Here is a 17,322-nt window from a genome sequence, read left to right as displayed (position 1 = left end):
TAAGGGCACTGCCGTACTCGGGTGTCAGACGTCGTCGTCAGGCTCTCCGATCGCCTCCGCCTCCCGCAGGTGACTCTGCGCACGGTCGGCCATGCCCAGGCTCGCGTAGAGCTCGGACAGGGCACGGTGCGCCCGAGCCTGCTCGGGCAACGCCGTCGCCTGTCGCGCGATGGCCAGGGCCGACTTGTACGCGTCGACCGCACGTCGGGCGTCGCCGCCGGCGGAGTGCGTGCTTCCCTCGGCTAGACGGACCTGGAACAGCCGCAACTGATCGTGTGTCTGCGTCGCGAGTTCAGCCGCGTTCCGCAGCTCCTCGAACGCCGCATCGGGATGCCCGAGACTGGTGTGCACCGTGGCCAGCAGAATGTGGCTCTCGATCTCGTTGCGGTGGTCGCCGAGCTGCCGGAACTTCTGCAACGCGGCCTGCATCGAAGCCAGGGCCCGCTGATGGTTCCCGGCGCGTTCGTAGACCGCTGCGATGTTGACGTCGAGCGAGGCGGTGTTGAGCGGGTCGCCCAGCGTCCCGGACAGGGTGCGGGCCTCCTGGAAGCAGGCGAGGGCCTGGCCGTTCTCGTCGACCCTTCGGTACATCTCGCCCAGATTGATGAGGACGTCGCAGATGACCGGCAGGTCGTTCTGCCGGCGCGCGATCTCCAACGCGTGACGGCCGCGGGCGATCGCCTCCTCCTGGCGTCCCTGCTCGAACGCTGTGACAGCCCACTGATCCTCGGCCACGGCCACCCGGCTGAGGTCGCCGAGGCTTCCGTACAAGGCGGCGGCCGTCCGGAAGGCGTCGATCGCCTGGGTGCGATGTCCCGTGGCGTCGTGCGCACGCCCGATCTGGACGTGTGCGTCCGCCTGTCCGTAGCGGTCGTCGTCGGCCTTCCAGATGGCCAGTGCGGCGTGACCGCTCTGCAACGCGTCCTCATAGCGGCAGGCCCGAATGGAAAGTCCCGCGTGCGCGGTCAGCAGGCGCGCCTTGACGGTGTCCGGTTGGTCGTACGGGGAGTCGGTGTCCGGGGCGGCGAGCAGTTGCTCGATGAGCTGAAGGGCCTGAGGCCAGTTGCCGCGCCGGTCCCGGTGCAGAGCCAGCGCGTGGGGGAGCAGCCCGACCTGTCTGCCGCGGCCGAGCCGCACGGACCAGTTGATGACCGCGGACAGGTTGGCGTCCTCGCTGTCGAGCCAGCGCCGGGCCTGCTCCGGCGTGTCGAGGTCGACACCCGCCACCGGTGCTGAGGCCACGGGATACCGGAGTTCACGTCGGCGCGGGTGCAGGGCGTGGTCGGCGCGCGCGGCGGCGGTCTCGTAGAACCCGATGGCGCGGTCGACGCCCCGCCGGTTGTCCAGGTTCTGCTGTTCGTCGGCCTGGGCCAGGACGTACTGCCTGAGCAGGTCGTGCAGGCTGTAACGGTGTGCGCTGGTGTGCTCCAGGAGCCGGTAGTCGACCAGGGTGTCGAGCCTGATGTCGGCGTCGGCCAGCGCCGCGCCGGACATCGCCGCGGCGGCCGGCAGGCCTATGTCCGGGCCGGGATGGGCCGCGAGGTAGCGGAGCAGGTCGCGCAGGGGGCTGCTCAGCGTTCGGTAGGACATGGCGAACGCGGTGTGGATCGGGCCGGTCAGCGGATCGTCGGCGAGCGACTGCGAGGTCGTGGACAGCCGGTCGGCCAGGTCCGCGACGGTCCACACCGGCCGGCTCCGCAGGTGGCCGGCGGCGACGGTGATGGCCAGTGCGAGTCCGCCGCAGCATCGGGTGAACCGGACGAGGTCGTCGTCGTGCGGCAGGGTCCGGTCGGTGATGTGGGCCAGGAGCGCGGTCGCGGCGCTGTCGGGCAGCAGGCCCAGGGTGGACTGGTGGCCGTGGGGCAGGCCGGTCAGGCGGCGGCGTGAGGTGATCAGGACGATCGTGCCCGCCGGGGGTGGAAGCAACAGCTCGATCTGTGCCGAGTCCCAGACGTCGTCGAGCAGAAGCAGCAGACGGCGTCCGTTGGTGCGTTTTCGCCAGAGTGCTTGGAGCGCCACGAGCGAGTCTGCACGTCCCAGTTCGCGCCACGGTGTGCCGATGGCGTCGAGGAGCTGCGTCAGAGCCTGCTGCGGATCGAGCGGGGGCAGGTGTGGATCATGCGAATGCATGTTGACCTGCAACGCCCCGTCCGGGCATCGGGATCGGAGCAGGTGCGCGGCCTGGAGGGCGAGGGTCGTCTTGCCGACGCCGGGCAGCCCCTCGATGGCGAAGACCGATCCACGTTTGCCGGAACGCAGATCCTCGGTGACAGCGGCCAGGAGTGCCGCGAGCTCTTCCTCGCGTCCTGCCACATACGGCGGATCGGGATTCAGCGTGTCCACGGTCTCCGGCGCGCTCCGGCGTTCGGGCACGGCGGCCTGGTGTTTGACGGGCCCGTTGAGCAGGCGTTGGTGAAGCGTGCGGAGTTCGGGGCGCGGGTCCGTTCCCGCCTCGTCGCGAAGTCGTTCCCTGGTGTCGTGGAAGAGGGTCAGGGCGTCGTCGGTGCGTCCGGCGCCGTCCAGGGCGATCATCAGGAGTTCGATGACGCGTTGGTCGATGCGGCTCCCGGAGGCCAGTTCGGTCAACTCCGCGACGGCCTCGTCGGCGTCGCCGCCGGTCTGCAGATCCAGCTCCAGGCGCCTGAGCACCACGGTTCGCCGCTTGTCGGTGAGGATCCGCCGGATGGTCTCCACCCACATCCCGCCCAGGCCGGCGAACGGCTCGCCGCGCCACAACTCCTCGGCCTGGCGCAACAGGCTGCGGGCCGAGCGCGGGTCCGCGCCGACACGGGCCTGGGCCCGCGAGACCAGCAGGTCGAAATGGTGCACGTCGACGTCCCCGGCCGGGACGTCGATGCGGTAGCCGGCCTGGTTGCTGGCGATGACCTCGGTCAGCAGCCCGGTCTCGCGCAGCCGGCGGCGCAGGCGCGAGATGTGGGCTTGTAACGTGGAACGGAACTGCTGGGGAGGATGCTCGTCCCAGAGCCGGTCGGCGAGCATCTGCGCGGACACGGCACGGCCGCGCTCCATCAGCAGGATCGCCAGCACTCCCTGTTCTTTGGGATTGCCCGCGGCTTGAAAACGTTCATCGTTTCGAAAACCAACGGGGCCGAGCACGGTGTACTGCATGGGTGCTCCCCTCACGCACTGCAGGACGTTGCTCAGTACCCATGGTTGCACCCGCCGTAATCAGGCTCTAGAGCTAAATAACGCCAAAACGTGGCGAGTCGGAAAGCAGCCCCGCCAGGCCCGGTACTAGTGCTTCATGAGTCAACTAGATGTCAAGGTTATTCCCCATTGGGTCGCAACTGTGGCGCATCGACTACATTCGTGGCCTGATTCAGTTCGACGGAGTACTCCAGGCGGCCGGCCCAGGCGATGAGCGCGATGGGCTGCGGGAACTTCTCGGAGTCTTCCCAGCGCTGGATCGAGGATCTGCTGACCCCGAGGAGCAAGGCCAGATCGCCTTGCGAGATCTTGCGTTCTCTCCGCTTGGTCCGCAGCAGTTGGGTCAGTCGCCGCATTTCGTGTAGCTCGAGGGATTCCCCGTCCTCGAGCATCACCGGCAATAATTCCGGAGTCTTAAGCTGATCCACGGCCGCAAGCCGGAATTCAAGTGCATATGCCCAGCCGATCAAATGCCTCAAGCTTGGCGAGTCGTAGCCCTTTTCCCAGTCGCGAAGGGTGCGGCTGGCAACGCCCAGCCAGTCGCTGAGGGTCAGCTGCGCGAGCCCGGCGGTACGTCTGGCGACCAGTAACTCTGATTGGATCTCGGTCAGTCGTCGTCGTGACCCGGTTGCGCGCCGCAGCTGCATTCAACACCTCGCATGTCTCGTATGCCGGACATGCTCTCGACCTACATAGGACCGAGGGGCCCTGTGCCCAGCCTGGATCGTAATAAACCAGAGCAATGAGTTGATCATCAACCTACTGCCGAACAAGACCGACACCTGCGACATGACACCGAATACTCTGACACTACCGGCATCATGCGACTTGATCTTGATCAATAGTTTTGAGCAAGCAAGCTTCTTTACTCATTCCGTGCTGCACAGCGAGACCGAAAAGTTACCGGCTTTGTCATTTCGCACTCCGGTTGGGTCATAGAATGAGGCATCATCGTTGGCGGGGAGCGATGCGAGCGCCATTCGCTGAAATAAGGAGTTAATTCGCCCGTGAACATCTGCCATGTCTGCGTTTTTATCAGCCACATGATCATTTTCTTCGGAGGCTGAGCCGCCCCTTGTCTGTCTGCTGAACCGGCCTGCTCCCCGCGCTCGGGAGCAGGCCGGCCTTCATTCGCCCCCGCCTACTGCTTCCAGCGCCAGCAGACGGTGTATCCCAGTTCTGGGAACTCGGAGGGGCGCCACCAGGACGCGCCGTCGTGGCCGCAGAAGGACGGGTCGTCGTAGGTGCCGGTGCGGCCGGAGACGATCACGTTGGAGCTCGGGCAGGAGTCGACGTTGGTGAAGGTGTCGCCGTTCTTCACCAGGCACTCGTTCTGCTCGGCGTTGCCGAGTGCGTCGGGGTAGTTCATCTGCAGGCAGAGGAGGACGGACAGGCCCGAGTCGGAGTTGGGGTAGCTGTAGCTCTCGTTGCTTTGCGGCCAGGCGGGGCAGCGGCTCTTGTCGGTGGTCTGCGGGTAGCGGGCCACGACCTTGAAGTTGCCGGTCTGGCAGGCCTCTGTGCTCCAGGAGTTGCCGGCGCCGTTCAGGCCGTAGACGCACTGGCCCGGTGTGGCCCAGTAGGCGGTGCCGTTCGACTGGTAGCTCAGGCAGACCACGCGGTCGTCGGTCGGGGAGGACACGGTTTGCGAGACCTGGCCGACGTTGGTGCAGGAGTTCATGTCCGTGGTGTTGTCGAAGGCGCCGACGATCTTGAAGGAGCCCGGGACGCAGGCGGCCGAGGACAGCTTCGCGTTCGATGCCGTGGACGGGTTGCTGTCATAGACGCAGTCGCCGATCTGCAGGGTCTTGATGAGGTCCGGCGGGGGAGGCGGCGGCTGCGGGGTGTATGCGCCGGTGGTGCCCGAGCCCGTGACGCCGCCGCTGTCGGCCGACGACGTCGTCACCGGTGGTGGGACGTAGCCGGTGGTTCCGCCGGTCACGCTCGAACCGCCGCTCCCGGTGCCGCCCGTGGCGTCAGATCCGCCTGAGGCGTCGCCGCCGGAAGTGGTCGACGTGTACGCGCCGCCCGACCCGGATCCGCCGCTCGTCACGGCGGCGCTCGAACTGTGGTTGCTGTTCAGCGCGATCGCCAGGACGACCACCGCCGCGGTGACCAGCCCGGCGAACCGGCCGACCAGCTTCCCGACCGGCTTGCGTGCCTTGTAGACCGGCGGCGTTTTCGCAGCCGACGGTGTCGACCCAGACGAAGACGAAGACGATGCCGACGGCGCCGACACGCTCGGCGCGACAACCGGAGCCGTCCGCGCCGCAGCCCTCAGCTCCCCGATCCACTTCCCCGCCGTCGCAGGCCGCTGACCCGCGTCCGCGTCCAAGCTCGACCGCGCCAGATCCCCGAGCCCGCCGCCCATCGCCGCGAGCCGCGCCGGATCGGTCGTGGCCTGGTCCCCGGCCGCGACCCGGACGGCCACCAGCCCGAACTTGTACACGTCCGTCGCGCCGGTCGCCCGCTCCTCGCCGGCCGGCGCCTGCCAGTCCGGCGTCTCGACCTGTGGCAGGGCGCTGACACCGTGCAGCCGCATGGCGTCGCAGTCGATGAGGAAGAAGCCCGCGTCCTTCCCGATGCAGAACAACAGGTTCCGCGGCGACATGTCGCCGACCGCGATCCCCATCCGGTGCAGCCGGTCCAGTGTCGTGGCCAGGTCGGCCAGCAGTTCGAGCCGGTCCCGCGGGCTGACGGCCAGCCCGATCCCGGCGATGTAGGCCTCGTCGTTGAGCAGGAACTCCAGGTTCGTCAGCACCGTCTTCGACGACGTCGTCCCGGCCAGGCTCCGCATGCTGAACCGGAACCGGTCCGGCACCGCGCGCATCAGGAACCCGCGCACCTGCCCCGCCTGCTCGACCACCGCGACCGGCCACGCGGTCTTGTCGCACATCCAGCGCGCGTCGTCGGCGTCCAGGCCGCCGAGCAGATCCACCATGCCGCGCAGCGCGTCGGCGTCGAGCAGGGCCAGCGTGGCGGCGTTGTACTCCTTGTAGACGACCTCCCAGCCGCCGTTCACCGCCTCGTTGATCTTCCGGTTCGCGACCGGGTAGACCGCGCCCTGGCCGCCGCGCCCGAGCAGGCCGCCGAGCTGGAGGTTCGCGTGCTCCACGGTGCGGGTCCCCGAGGTCACGGCGCGCCTCCCGGGGAGCGCGGCCAGACCGCGACCAGCGTCCGGTCGTCGTCGAAGGTCTCGCGCGAGAAGTCCAGGACGTGCGCCATCCGCAGCGGCGACGGCGGCACCGCGAGGTGCCGCGCGAACAGCGCGCCGACCAGGCCGTCCCCGTCGCCGAGCGGGTCCCCGAAACCGTCGGTGCCGATGAGCAGCACCTCGTTGGCGGTCAGGTGCTCGGTGGTCTGCTCGACCGGATCGGGGACGTGCGGAAGCGGCCGCACCGCGTTGGACACCAGGTCGGTGTCAGAACCCGTCTTCGTCCCGAACAGCGCGTGGTAGGAACCCGTCGCGCGGTCCAGCAGCCAGGCGCCGGAGTCCCCGATCCGGCAGACGCGCACCCGCGGCCCGGTCGGCTCCTGCTGCAGGATCCCGGCGACCAGCGTCGTGGCGTACCAGCCCGCGGCCACCGCCGAGCTCTGCGGATCGCTGCTGCCCAACCGCCACGCCGAGAGCTGCCGCAGCCGCTCGGCGGCGTGGTGCGCGACGCTGTCGAGGTCCAGCGTCCCGCCCCGCGTGCCACCCGCGTCCTGCGAGAGCAGGTACAGCAGCCGCTCCATCGCGGCCCGGCACGCCTCCAGCGCGCCGAGCTGCGAGTCGGTCGCGCCGGAGACCCCGTCGGCGACGGCGAACACCACGGCCCCCGAGTCCTCGTGCACGGCGACCCGCGCCGCGTCCTGGCGCGGCTTGCGCGAGTAGCGGTGGCTGGCCCCGCGCACCGAGGCGGAGCGGACGGTGAAGTCAGGGGTCGACCATCCGTCGCACTCGGTGTCCGGGAAGTCGAACGCGAACTGCTCGGGCGGGCGCGGCTCGAATTCGGGCCCTGCGATGTCGACCGTGATCCGGGGCCACGGCGCGGTGTCGTCCGGTACAGCCGTTCCGGCCGGGCTCGGCATCACGGCGTGACCTCGTCCAGCACGATGGAGAACCCCTCGGGCTTGGTGACCACCAGCTGCGGGTTGTCCGAGTTCAGCGCCTGGCTGGACGCGATCAGGCTCGCGGTCAGCGCGTGGAAGAACTCTGAGATCGCCTTGCCGAGGTCGGCGCCGCGCTCGGCGATGAACCCGAACTCCGGCCGGGACGCCACCTCGGCGATGGTCTTGCGCTCAGCCGACCCCATGCCGCAGGCGATGATGTTCGGCGCGGCCGGCATCTTCTGCCGGTCGGTGAGCTTGGCCAGCGACCGCTTCCAGCCGAAGTCGGTGGGCTGGCCGTCGCTGAGGAAGAACACCACCGGACGGTGCACCTTGTAGCCTTCGTCGCGCAGGAAGCGCACGTCGGTGGGGATGCGTCCGGCCAGGTCGGAGAACGCCGCGCCGTAGTTGGTGCTGCCGCGCACCGTCACCCGCGGCAGGTTCGTCTCCACCCGCATGTCGGCCACCGCCAGGTGCACCCGGACGTCGTCCGAGAACCCCAGCACCGCCAGCCGCAGCTTCGCCGCCAGCATCGGCGCGGCCCGCAGTTCCTCACACAGCGAGATCAGCCCGGCGGACAGGTCGTCCACATAAGGCCCCATCGACGCCGACTCGTCGACCAGCACGTAGGCCGGCAGCAGCACACCTCTTGCCTCGGACATCCCGATCCCCTCCCATTCGCGATTACCAGCGCTGCGCAGCAGGCTAGGCAAGCGCGCAGAGGACCGGTCCTGAGCGCGGCGCCCTAGCCTGACGGCCATCAGAGTTCGTATGCGCTGCCGACTGGGAGGTGCGATGGACGGCCCACACCCGAGCACGGAACCCGGGGCCCCGCGCCCGGATCTGCCGATCTGGGAACGGACGCCGCGCGCCGTGCCGCCGCAGTTGGGCACGCCGCCGCCGATCGCGGCCGAGGGCAAGGTGAAGCGGCTGACGGCGATCGGGCTCGCGGCTGCGAATCAGGGTTCGATGGTGGGGTCAGCGCCTCTGCCTCCGGTGACGGCAGCGCCCCGGACGCCTTGGGTCGCCAGGCCGGTCGCACCGGCGAACACACGAATCGCCGTGCCAGCTGGGCCGCCCACGCCGAGCAGCCAGCCGCTCACCCGGCGCCTGGTCGCCGTGGGCGCCGGAGCTGTGGTCGTAGTCCTTGCGGTCGCAGCGACCGCCATGGCGCTGCGGACGGGAACGCAAGTCCGCGCGCAGGCTCCGACCAGCACGCCGGACCAGCCGTCGGTATCACAGGGTACTGACCAATCTCCGGTCGCCCAAGCACTCGCGAACCTGTCCACGCAGTCCCTGCTGCACTACACCGGACTGGCGCCCGACGGTGCCTCCTGGCAGCTGACGGTCACGTCCGGCGGCGATGCGCAGGGCGCCATCGAGCTCGGCGGCGGGGAGCTCGGTGTCCTGGAGGTCGGCGGCCGGACCTACTTCAAGGCCGCCGACCCGGCGTCGGTCCGCCTGCTGGGGACGCTGCCCTCGGGCGCGACGGCGGCCTCGGTGCGGGGGAAGTGGGTCACCGGCGACAGCGCCCTGGAGGCGCAGCTGCCGTCCGGTCTGGCTTCAGCGGGGAACCTGGCGGCCTCGCTGCAGTCCGTGCTGACGTCTCAGGACACTGGCTTCCCGCCGTCGACTGCACAGAGCACACAACGCGATCCGGCGACGCCGGTGACCACCTCCGCAGGCGTGCTCTACATCTCGACCACGCAGCCCTACCGCGTGCTCCGCCTGGTCCCGCCGACCGCGCAGCCCGGGCAGCCCACGGAGATCGACGCCGTATCGCAAACCTCTGTGACAACCTTCTTCGCCGGCCTGATCGACCAGACCAAGACGCTCACCGACGCGCTCGACCTCGGCGTCGTCTTCCAATACGGCGAAGATCCGAAACTGTACTGCTCGGACAGTACATGCACCGTATCCGTCAACAGCGTCGTCGCCTCGGCCCCGACCGATGCCGTCGTCGTCGATGTGACGGCCAAAGTCACCGTCGGGAGACAACCGGCCGGCCAGTGCGAGGTCACCGCCAAGCTTCCGGTCGATCGCCCGAAGAACCTCTCATGTCAGGACCCGGATGCGGCGGCGGTGGTCCAGTCGCTCGGGGGAGGCGGTGACCTGACCTTCGGCGTGAGCCTTCAGTTCCAGGCGCGGGCCGAGACCCAGGCGGACGTCGACGCCCTGGTCGCCGCCGAGGCGAATGACCAGGGCTGACCCGACTCCTACTTCTGGACCGGCGTGGTGCCGTTCATCGCGAACTGGGGCGAGCACGCCTCGCCGCTCTTCTGGTTCGCGATCCAGACGCAGATCTGCATCGAGTATCCCTGGTCGGGGAGGAAGTTGGTCTTCTCAGCATTCTGTGATGTACCGAACGTGAAAGTCATCCCGTCGTTCCGGATCAGTTCGGCGACGCAGGTCTGTTCCAGTGAGGTGTTGACCACGCCCGCCAGATTGCCGGAGCCGTCGGAGTCCAGCCACGCCGAGCACGGCGCGTCGTTGAAGACTTTCGCCGTGTCCGCCTCGGAATTCGGAACGCGCGCTGGATCGTTGGCGCTGTCGATGCCCGGGATCGACGAAGCGGTCGGCGTCGGCCCGGACTTCGGCGGTGGCACAGAACTCGGCGCGCTGCCCGGGCCGGTGGTGCTGCCGACCGGCCGCCCCGGCGAGCTGGCGCCGCCCTTCGACGTCGAGCCCGGCGTGGAACCGCCCGCCGACGTGGGCTGCGGACCCGGCCCGCTGCCCGCGTTCGACGACGACCCGCTTGGCTGCGTACTCGTGCCAGACGTGGTCGCTCCGGGGGTCCTCGGCCGACCGGAGCCCGTAGTCGTACCGGTCCCGCCGGTCCGCCCCGCGGACGAAGACAGCTCCCCGACCACCGGCACGATCCCGGCCCCCGACGCCGCCGAAGACGGAGGTGACCCCGATTTCTGGTGCGAGGGCAACACCGCGAGCACCCCGGCCACCACCGCGCACAGCGTCGCGATCGTCGCCAGCGGCACGAGATACCGCCGACGGCTCGTCGCCGTTCCCGTCGCCTTCTTGGTGTCGGCCGGCGACTGCGTCGGACCGGCCTCCGGCTCGGCGGTGTCAACATCCTGATCCGGCGGGAGCACCGTGTCGATCACGCTCACCGGCGTCGCGGCGAAGCTCCGCCGCCTGGCGATCCGCTCCATCACCTCCGACGGCCAGGACGTGCTCGTGACGTCCGCGTGCTCCCGGGCGACGGCGACCAGGTCGGCGGCCGTCGGCCGGGCGTTGGGGTCGGCGGCGAAACAGGGTTCGACGACGGCCGCCAGGTCGGCGTCCAGCGCTCGGATCGGCCCGATGTCGAGGTCGAGGCCGGGCAGCCGCGCCGAGGCCGCGTAGGTCAGCGTGGCGGCCAGCGAGTACACGTCGGCCGGCGCCGAGACCTCCCGATCCCCGGCCTCCTGCTCCGGGGCCGTGAACCCGCGTGTCCCGGAGCTCGCGCCGCTGCGGGTCAGCCGGGACTGGTCGTCGGCCAGCGCGATGCCGAAGTCGATGAGCTTCACACCGTCGCGCACCAGCATGATGTTGGCCGGCTTCAGATCGCGGTGCACGATCCCCGCGTCGTGCACGACCTGCAGGTGCGCGGCGGTCTCGGCCAGCAGCAGCCACAGTTCCCCGGCGGTCAGCGGGCCGAAGGAGCGGATCGCGTCGTCCACGGTGAGGCCCGGCACGTACTCGGTGGCGAACCACGGCTCCGGCGCGGTGTTGTCGCTGGCGAGCAGCGAGGGCGCGACGCCGAAGGGCACCCGGTGCAGGATCGCGACCTCGCGGTTGAACCGCTCGCCGGAGACCAGCCGGGGCTTGGCGCGCTTGACGGCGACGTACCGTCCGTCGCGGGTGCCGAGGAAGACCTCGCCCATGCCACCGGCGCCGAGCAGGCCGATGATGGTGAACTGGCCTATCTCGCGGGGGTCGCCCGGCCCGAGCGGATCGGCGACTTCTTCATCCATCGGCGCGCCGTCCGCTGGGTGCACTCACGGTCGGTAGGTTATCGAGCACTCCGGGGCCGTGCAATTTGCGATGATCGTTAAGGACCGGTCCTCTGCGCACCCTCATACACTGACGGACAGCTGAACGGAGGCACCCTGACCATGCCGAACGCCCACTTCCCCCCGCGCATGCTGCCGCCCGGCAGCCCGTCCGAGAGCGTCCCGTCGGCGCCGCCCGGCACGATCTTCGTGCTCGGCCCCGAAGGCGGCTACGCGGTGCCGGCGCGCCGGTACACGCTGCTGTTCGGGCGCGACCGGGAGGACGTGCACGTCCCGGTCGGCGTCGACGACCCGACGGTCAGCCGCCGGCACGGCGTGTTCACCTGCACCGGCCCGGAGGCGGGGTGGTGGCTGACGAACACCGGGCAGCTGCCGATCGAGCTGCCCAACGGCTCGCTGATGCTCAAGGGCCACCGGCGCGTCATCGAACCCGGATACACCCCGCTCGTCATCAACTCCTCAAAGCAGCGCTCCCACCTTGTTGAGGTTCGCCTGGTGGACGACGACGACCACCACCCCCGCTCCACGACCAAGGCCCCGACGGTCGACCCGGAGACGGTGTACGAGCTGTCGGCGCAGGAACGGCTGGTCCTCACCGCGCTGGCCCGGCGCTACCTGGAGGGCCAGGAGAACTTCCCGCTCCCGCTGACCTGGGAGGACACGGCGCAGACGGCTAACGCCTCGCCGTACACCACCAAGGCCTGGAACTTCCGCACGGTCGCGAACACCGTCGAGGAGGTGCGCGAGCGCCTGCACCGCCGCGGCGTGCGCGGGCTGATGCGGGACGAGGTGGGGGAGCCGGTCGGGTCGACGCTGAGCGTGAACCTGATCCGGGAGCTGGTGAAGACGGTGACGCTGAGCGCGGAGGACCTGGAGTTGCTGGCTGACCAGACGGAGACGGGCTGACGCGGGTCGGCGCCGGATAGGGGTCAGCCCGGACCGGGTTCAGCGCCGGACGACGGTCAGCGCCGGACGGGCCCGTCCATGCGCTGCGGCGCCGAGGGGGCGAACGTCCCGTTCGCACCGTGCAGCTCGTGCAACTCCTCGACCAGATCCTCCGCGTCCACGCCGAGCACCAGGGCGATCTCCTCGATGACCATCCGCTCGAAGGCCCAGATCAGGCGCAGCTCGCCGCGGGAGGACGCATACGGCGACGCGTAAAGCCGGCGCAGCAGTTCCACGAACTCGTCGTCCACGCTCGACACCAGCGCGGCCTCGTACTCCGCGAAGCGTTCCGTCCAGGCGCGCACGTCGTCGGCCGGCTCGGTGTCGCGCAGCCGCTCCAGCCACCGCTCGGCCTGCTCCCACGACACCGGCATCCGCAGCAGCGCGTCGGCCTCGCCGAGCGGGATGCTCATCGTCGTGGCGTCGTTGTGCACCACGACGTAGTCGAGCCCGTCCCGCACCGTCCGCCCCTGCACGCGCACGACGCCGGATTCCGGACCCAGCGCCATCGCGATGAGGGCGCTGCCCTCGGCGAGGTCCAGGGCGACGTCGGTCATGGGCGGTCCTTCCGGAGTTGAGGATGCTCGACTCTAGGCGGCGGATCATGGCGGTGGCGTCGGTATTAGTACCCGCATCACCCTCGGTGTGCGCACTCTGAAATCAGTCTCTGCCTGCGGCAGTCGGTGGCGGCGCCGGGCGAATCGTGAGGCTGCTAGTCCGCCTCCAACGCCTCCAACAGGGCCCTGACAGCCCCGGTAGCCGCCTCCCACTGCTCAGCGCTCAGCTCCGGGAACCTGTCCGCCCCGTCGAGCCGTCCCGCCACATCCGCCAGCAGCACATCCGTCCCGCTGACCTTCAGCCCGGTCCGCGCCTCCCACGGCGCGTCCGGCGGCCCCGGTACCAGGCCGTACTCCACGTTCCGCGCGATCGCGTCCGACCGCAGTACCCTGCGGAACTCGGCGGTCACCTGTGTCGGCTCCGCGTCGAGCCGCGCCGCCAGCAGAACCCTGATCAGGTCCTGGTCGGTGCCGGAGGCGCGGACCGCGCCGTCGGTGTGGAAGCGGCAGCGTATGAGGCCGGAGCGGCCGATCGGGACGCCGGTGAAGTCCGCGGGGCCGTAGAACGTGGCGCGACCCTGCTGGCCGCCGGAGGCCAGGGCGAACATGATCTCGGTGCCGTAGGTGGGCTTCTCGCCGCCGAAGGTCGCGCCCGCGAAGGTCGTGGTCCCGTAGAACTGCGCGCCGGCGAAGTCGCCGCTGGCCAGGCGGCAGCCGCCGGCGTCGAAGCCGATCAGGGTGGCACCGGAGAGCTGGAGGTCGATGTTCTCCCAGAGCGGCCGGTCGGTGCCGGGGCGCGTCCGGTCGGTGAGCAGGCGCTGGGCGGCGCGGCGGGCGCGCAGCTCGGCGAACTGCGTGGGGGTCAGGTCGAAGACGTCGATCGTCACGTCGAACGCCAGCGGCGTGCGCAGGTACCCGCACACGGCGTCGGCTATCCGTTCCCTGAGATCGGCGTCGGCGTCCCCGAGCTCGCCGAGGATGTGCAGGCCGGCGAGCCGGACCTCGGGGTCGGGGTCGGCGAGGTGGCGGTGGTACGGCCGCAGCGATTCGTCCAGCACCACCAGCGCCGCACCGTCGTCTTCGAGGTCTGATGCGGTCGCCCAGCCGAGCGGCCAGTCCTGCCCCTCGGGCCACTCCTGCCCGCGCGCCCTGGCGTCCGCGGTGAGCCGGGCGCCGGTGAGGTCGACCGCGGGCTGGATCAGGTTCACGCGCCCGCCGAACTCGCAGCGCTGGAACGACACCGCGCTCCCGAAGCGCGCCTTCCAGAACCACGCCTCCATCGCGAACGTCGCGTCGGCGAACGACACGCCGTGGTTGAACCGCGTCCCGTCGCCGCCCTCCTCCCACGACTGGTAGTCGTCGACCAGCTTGGCCATCGGCCACTGCGGGTCGTCCTCGTTGAGCTCGTCCCAGGCCAGCGGCTGCCGGCTCTCGATCTCGTCGCAGGCCTCTTCGTCGTCCTCGTTCAGTAGCTCCTCGCCGCGGCCGAACCAGGCGATGCTCTGGAAGCGCACGCGCGAGAAGTCGGCGTCCGCCCGGAACCTGGTCCGCCCGAAGTCGGCCTCGCGGTTGAACCGCGCGCCGGCGAAGGACGCGTCGCCCTCGAAGACCGACCGCTGGAACAGCGCGGTGTTGGCGAAGCGGGTCCGGGCGAAGACGGAGGCGCCGCGGAAGTGCGTGTCGGTGAAGCTGACGTCGCCGAGCCGGCAGCCGCCGAAGTCGACATCCGGAAGCACCGCGGTGTCCAGCTCCAGATTGAGGCAGTGCTCGCAGCCGGCGTCGCAGGCGGAGTCCGCGGCGTCTCCGCCGTCCGCTCCGTCCGCTCCGTCCGCCGGACGGTCGCCGACGTCAGGATGCTGACGTGCCAGCACTGTCAGCAGCGCGACGGCCTGCTGCCCGGCCGCCGCCGGTCTTGCCGGCCCCGCCGGTTCGCGCAGGTAGCGGCACACGACGTCGGCGATGGGCTGCCGCTGCTCGGGATGCTCCCGCGCGAGAGCTTCGAGCTCTTGAAGGGCGGCGCGATGCGCGGCCACGTCCCCGTCGGCCAGTAGGCGAGTTGTCAGCCGGGCGTCCATGAACGCACGTTACGGATGGACGGCCGACGCCGGGGACAGTAGAAATACCGCCATCTCGGTTAAGTGTTCGAGTTCTGCGCGCGCACGAAGCCGGCGCGGACGTCGAGCGGCCCGGGCTCGACCGCGATCAGCTCGTAGCAGAGGGAGCGGTACACCTTTGCGTGCAGTTCTCCTTGATCTCAGGTCTGATCTCAGGTCTCTGCGACGACCGGTGCCAGCACCGCGGACAGTTTCTCATGCTCCGTACGAGCGTTCGGGGCCGGGTCACACTCCGGCCCCGAACGCGCAGTCACGCAGTCACGCACCCGCGCAGCCCTTCGCGGACCGCTCCCGATCAGCGCAGCCCGATCGCCCACTCGTAGACGGTGTCCGTCTCACCCGCGCTGGCCGGGTCCCGCAGGAAGATCTGCCGCGGTCGCGAGTCGGCCTTCTCGTCGTGCTCGGCGAGCCACTGCCGGAGCGATTCGAAGCCGAGCGTGGTCATCATGTTCGCCTTCGGCACCCTGATGAAGGCTTCGCGGCCGGCTTCCTCCGTGCTCGGCGTCATGTCGGGGTACCGGCCGGTGATCTCCTCGACGGCGCCGGCCTCGACCGGGCAGCAGAACTCGACGATCCCGTCGCTGTCGTTGCTGATCTCGCCGTGGTAGCGCAGGAAGGGCAGGCCCGCCTGGCCTGGTGGCCGCGCGATCGTCGGGCCGCCGAACAGGGCGAACAGGGGAGTGGCGAAGGCCCCGATCTGGTCGGCGGTGAGGCTTTCGGTGGTGCTGAGCAGGGTGCGGGCGGGGAGGGCGCGGACAGACACCTCGTACATGGTCGTTTCCTTTCCGGTCAGCTGGTTGACGAGGAAGGTGACCAGTTCCTGCTTGGCACGGAAGCCCTGCCGCTGCTCGTCCCAGTAGGCGACGAGCGCTTCGGCCAGCGCCTCCGACGGCAGCTCGACGACCGTCCTGATGCGTGCCAGCGGCATGTCCAGCTGCCGCAGCTTGGCCACCCGCCGCGCCCGCCCGGCCTGCTCCGGCGAGTACCAGCGGTAGCCGGTGTCCGGATCGATGTGCACCGGCGACAGGACCCGCAGCTCGTCGTAGAGCCGCAGGGCCTTGGGCGACAGGCGGGTCAGGCGCGCGAACGCGCCGATCGTGAGCAGCTCCATGGTCAACTCCCTCGCTCCGGGCGGATCACCCGGTGATTCGACCATGAGGCCGTCCCCAAGGTGAAGGTCAAGCCCGGAGGTCGAGCCCGAAGGCCAGGCCCGCCGTCACCGCGCGACGCGGTAGTCGGTCAACAGGAACCCGGCCGGCGTCGCCACACTCCGGACCAGCTCAAGCCGCATCTCCGGCAGCCCCTCCAACAACCGCCGCCCCCGCCCGACAACCACCGGCACGACGGCGAACCGCACCTCGTCGATCACCCCCGCCGAAAGCAGCGCCTGCGCGACCGAGATGCTGCCATGAACACCGATGTCGCCACCGACGGAGTTCTTCAGATCCTGAACGAACGGCACCAGCTCACCATCGATCACAGCCGCGTTGTCCCACTCCCGCGCCAACGGCGTGGAGGTCGCGACGTACTTGGGGACCTTGTTGATGAACGTGGCGAACGGCTCGATGTCACTGCCGGGCCAGAACTGAACCCAATCGTCATAGGTGCGACGACCGAGCACGACGGCGTCCTGCGTGGCAATGGCGTCGGCACCATGGCCATCAACCACATCGTCCCACCCAGTGAGGAACGCGCCCGCATCCTCAGCCACACCATCGGCGGACAGGAACTGGGTCAGAACCACCTTGCGCACCGGCTTCTCCTCTGGTCGACCACATTGTTGTCTGGTCAGACGACTCGCGCCTCACAAACTCATCGGCGACGGCGCGAGGGGCTTCGGCGGCCTCGGCTGGTGACAGGCCTGCGCGGCCGGTGCCGTGGTGAGGGACCCAGAACCCGGCGACCACAAGCAGCGACCGCCGGCAAACAGCGCGGCGCAGGCAACAGCGGATAGAAAGCCGAACAGTCGCGGGCTGGCGGCATCAAGCAGGTCGCGCGGGTCGCCCCCTCGTCGAGGAGGCCCGCCAGAGGCCTCAACGCACCCACCAAACGCTGCCGCCACCCGCCCGCATGACGCGTGCGCAGTGACTCGGACTCATGCGTGGTCGTGCACGCGAAAACCGCCACCCGCCAATGCACCATGCACAAACTAGGACCGGTGCGCGGTCCTGTTCGCGAACACCGGCAGCCGCCAGCGCGAAATGAGTTGTCAACCGAACTGCGTCCCCCTGCGAGGCCATCCAACCATTGGCGAAGCCGTCAAAAAACGCCTGTAAACCACAACCCAACCGCACCCGGGCAACTCGCCGAACACCTCGCCCAGCAGCCCCGCCCCACGCGAACAAAAGCCGCGGCGGGACGTCAACCGACGTCCCGCCGCGAACCACGAGCCACGAACCGCGAACCTAGACCAGGATCAGCCAGAAACCCAGCCCCGACCCC

The 17,322-nt window shown here is 69.7% G+C and carries 12 protein-coding genes; 2 read left to right on the top strand and 10 right to left on the bottom strand.

Annotated elements, in window-relative coordinates:
- Positions 1-24: 24 nt before the first annotated feature.
- From GWK61_RS20370 to GWK61_RS20350, 5 genes are all read right to left on the bottom strand, one after another.
- The gene (locus GWK61_RS20370) at positions 25-3,129 is read right to left on the bottom strand and encodes an AfsR/SARP family transcriptional regulator (protein WP_228562635.1); all 3,105 of its coding nucleotides are present in this window, start codon (positions 3,127-3,129) and stop codon (positions 25-27) included.
- Positions 3,130-3,287: 158 nt separating this feature from the next.
- Positions 3,288-3,815, bottom strand: coding sequence for a helix-turn-helix domain-containing protein (locus GWK61_RS20365; RefSeq protein WP_194910350.1), 528 nt, complete (start codon positions 3,813-3,815; stop codon positions 3,288-3,290).
- A 494-nt stretch (positions 3,816-4,309) separates the two neighbouring features.
- Complete coding sequence (locus GWK61_RS20360) at positions 4,310-6,301, bottom strand: LppU/SCO3897 family protein (protein ID WP_194910348.1); 1,992 nt, start codon at positions 6,299-6,301, stop codon at positions 4,310-4,312.
- The gene (locus GWK61_RS20355) at positions 6,298-7,236 is read right to left on the bottom strand and encodes a protein phosphatase 2C domain-containing protein (protein WP_194910346.1); all 939 of its coding nucleotides are present in this window, start codon (positions 7,234-7,236) and stop codon (positions 6,298-6,300) included. The genes GWK61_RS20360 and GWK61_RS20355 overlap by 4 nt, the downstream gene beginning before the upstream one ends.
- Entirely contained in the window at positions 7,236-7,916 is a 681-nt protein-coding gene (locus GWK61_RS20350) for a vWA domain-containing protein (protein WP_194910344.1), read from the bottom strand. The genes GWK61_RS20355 and GWK61_RS20350 overlap by 1 nt, the downstream gene beginning before the upstream one ends.
- Positions 7,917-8,049: 133 nt before the next feature.
- On the opposite strand from GWK61_RS20350, the gene GWK61_RS20345 reads away from it, so the two are divergent.
- Positions 8,050-9,462, top strand: coding sequence for a hypothetical protein (locus GWK61_RS20345; RefSeq protein WP_194910342.1), 1,413 nt, complete (start codon positions 8,050-8,052; stop codon positions 9,460-9,462).
- 8 nt (positions 9,463-9,470) lie between these two features.
- Here the strand turns inward: GWK61_RS20345 and GWK61_RS20340 are convergent, their stop codons facing one another.
- Complete coding sequence (locus GWK61_RS20340) at positions 9,471-11,225, bottom strand: serine/threonine protein kinase (protein WP_194910340.1); 1,755 nt, start codon at positions 11,223-11,225, stop codon at positions 9,471-9,473.
- A 141-nt stretch (positions 11,226-11,366) separates the two neighbouring features.
- On the opposite strand from GWK61_RS20340, the gene GWK61_RS20335 reads away from it, so the two are divergent.
- A complete protein-coding gene (locus tag GWK61_RS20335; protein WP_194910337.1) occupies positions 11,367-12,170 on the top strand; it encodes an FHA domain-containing protein in 804 nt (267 codons plus the stop codon).
- A gap of 56 nt (positions 12,171-12,226) precedes the next feature.
- Here the strand turns inward: GWK61_RS20335 and GWK61_RS20330 are convergent, their stop codons facing one another.
- The 4 genes from GWK61_RS20330 to GWK61_RS20315 form a co-directional block, all read right to left on the bottom strand.
- The gene (locus GWK61_RS20330; RefSeq protein WP_194910336.1) at positions 12,227-12,766 is read right to left on the bottom strand and encodes a hypothetical protein; all 540 of its coding nucleotides are present in this window, start codon (positions 12,764-12,766) and stop codon (positions 12,227-12,229) included.
- Positions 12,767-12,921: 155 nt separating this feature from the next.
- Entirely contained in the window at positions 12,922-14,841 is a 1,920-nt protein-coding gene (locus tag GWK61_RS56610) for a pentapeptide repeat-containing protein (RefSeq protein WP_228562634.1), read from the bottom strand.
- A 334-nt stretch (positions 14,842-15,175) separates the two neighbouring features.
- On the bottom strand, positions 15,176-15,991 hold the full coding sequence (locus GWK61_RS20320) for a MerR family transcriptional regulator (RefSeq protein WP_194910333.1): 816 nt from the start codon (positions 15,989-15,991) through the stop codon (positions 15,176-15,178).
- Between the two features lie 105 nt (positions 15,992-16,096).
- On the bottom strand, positions 16,097-16,633 hold the full coding sequence (locus tag GWK61_RS20315) for a dihydrofolate reductase family protein (protein ID WP_194910331.1): 537 nt from the start codon (positions 16,631-16,633) through the stop codon (positions 16,097-16,099).
- Between the last annotated feature and the right edge of the window lie 689 nt (positions 16,634-17,322).

Source organism: Catenulispora rubra, from assembly GCF_015356825.1.
Taxonomy (GTDB): Bacteria; Actinomycetota; Actinomycetes; order Streptomycetales; family Catenulisporaceae; genus Catenulispora; species Catenulispora rubra.
The sequence above is the reverse complement of the archived record's forward strand: the minus strand, read 5'-3'. Positions and strand labels throughout refer to the sequence as shown.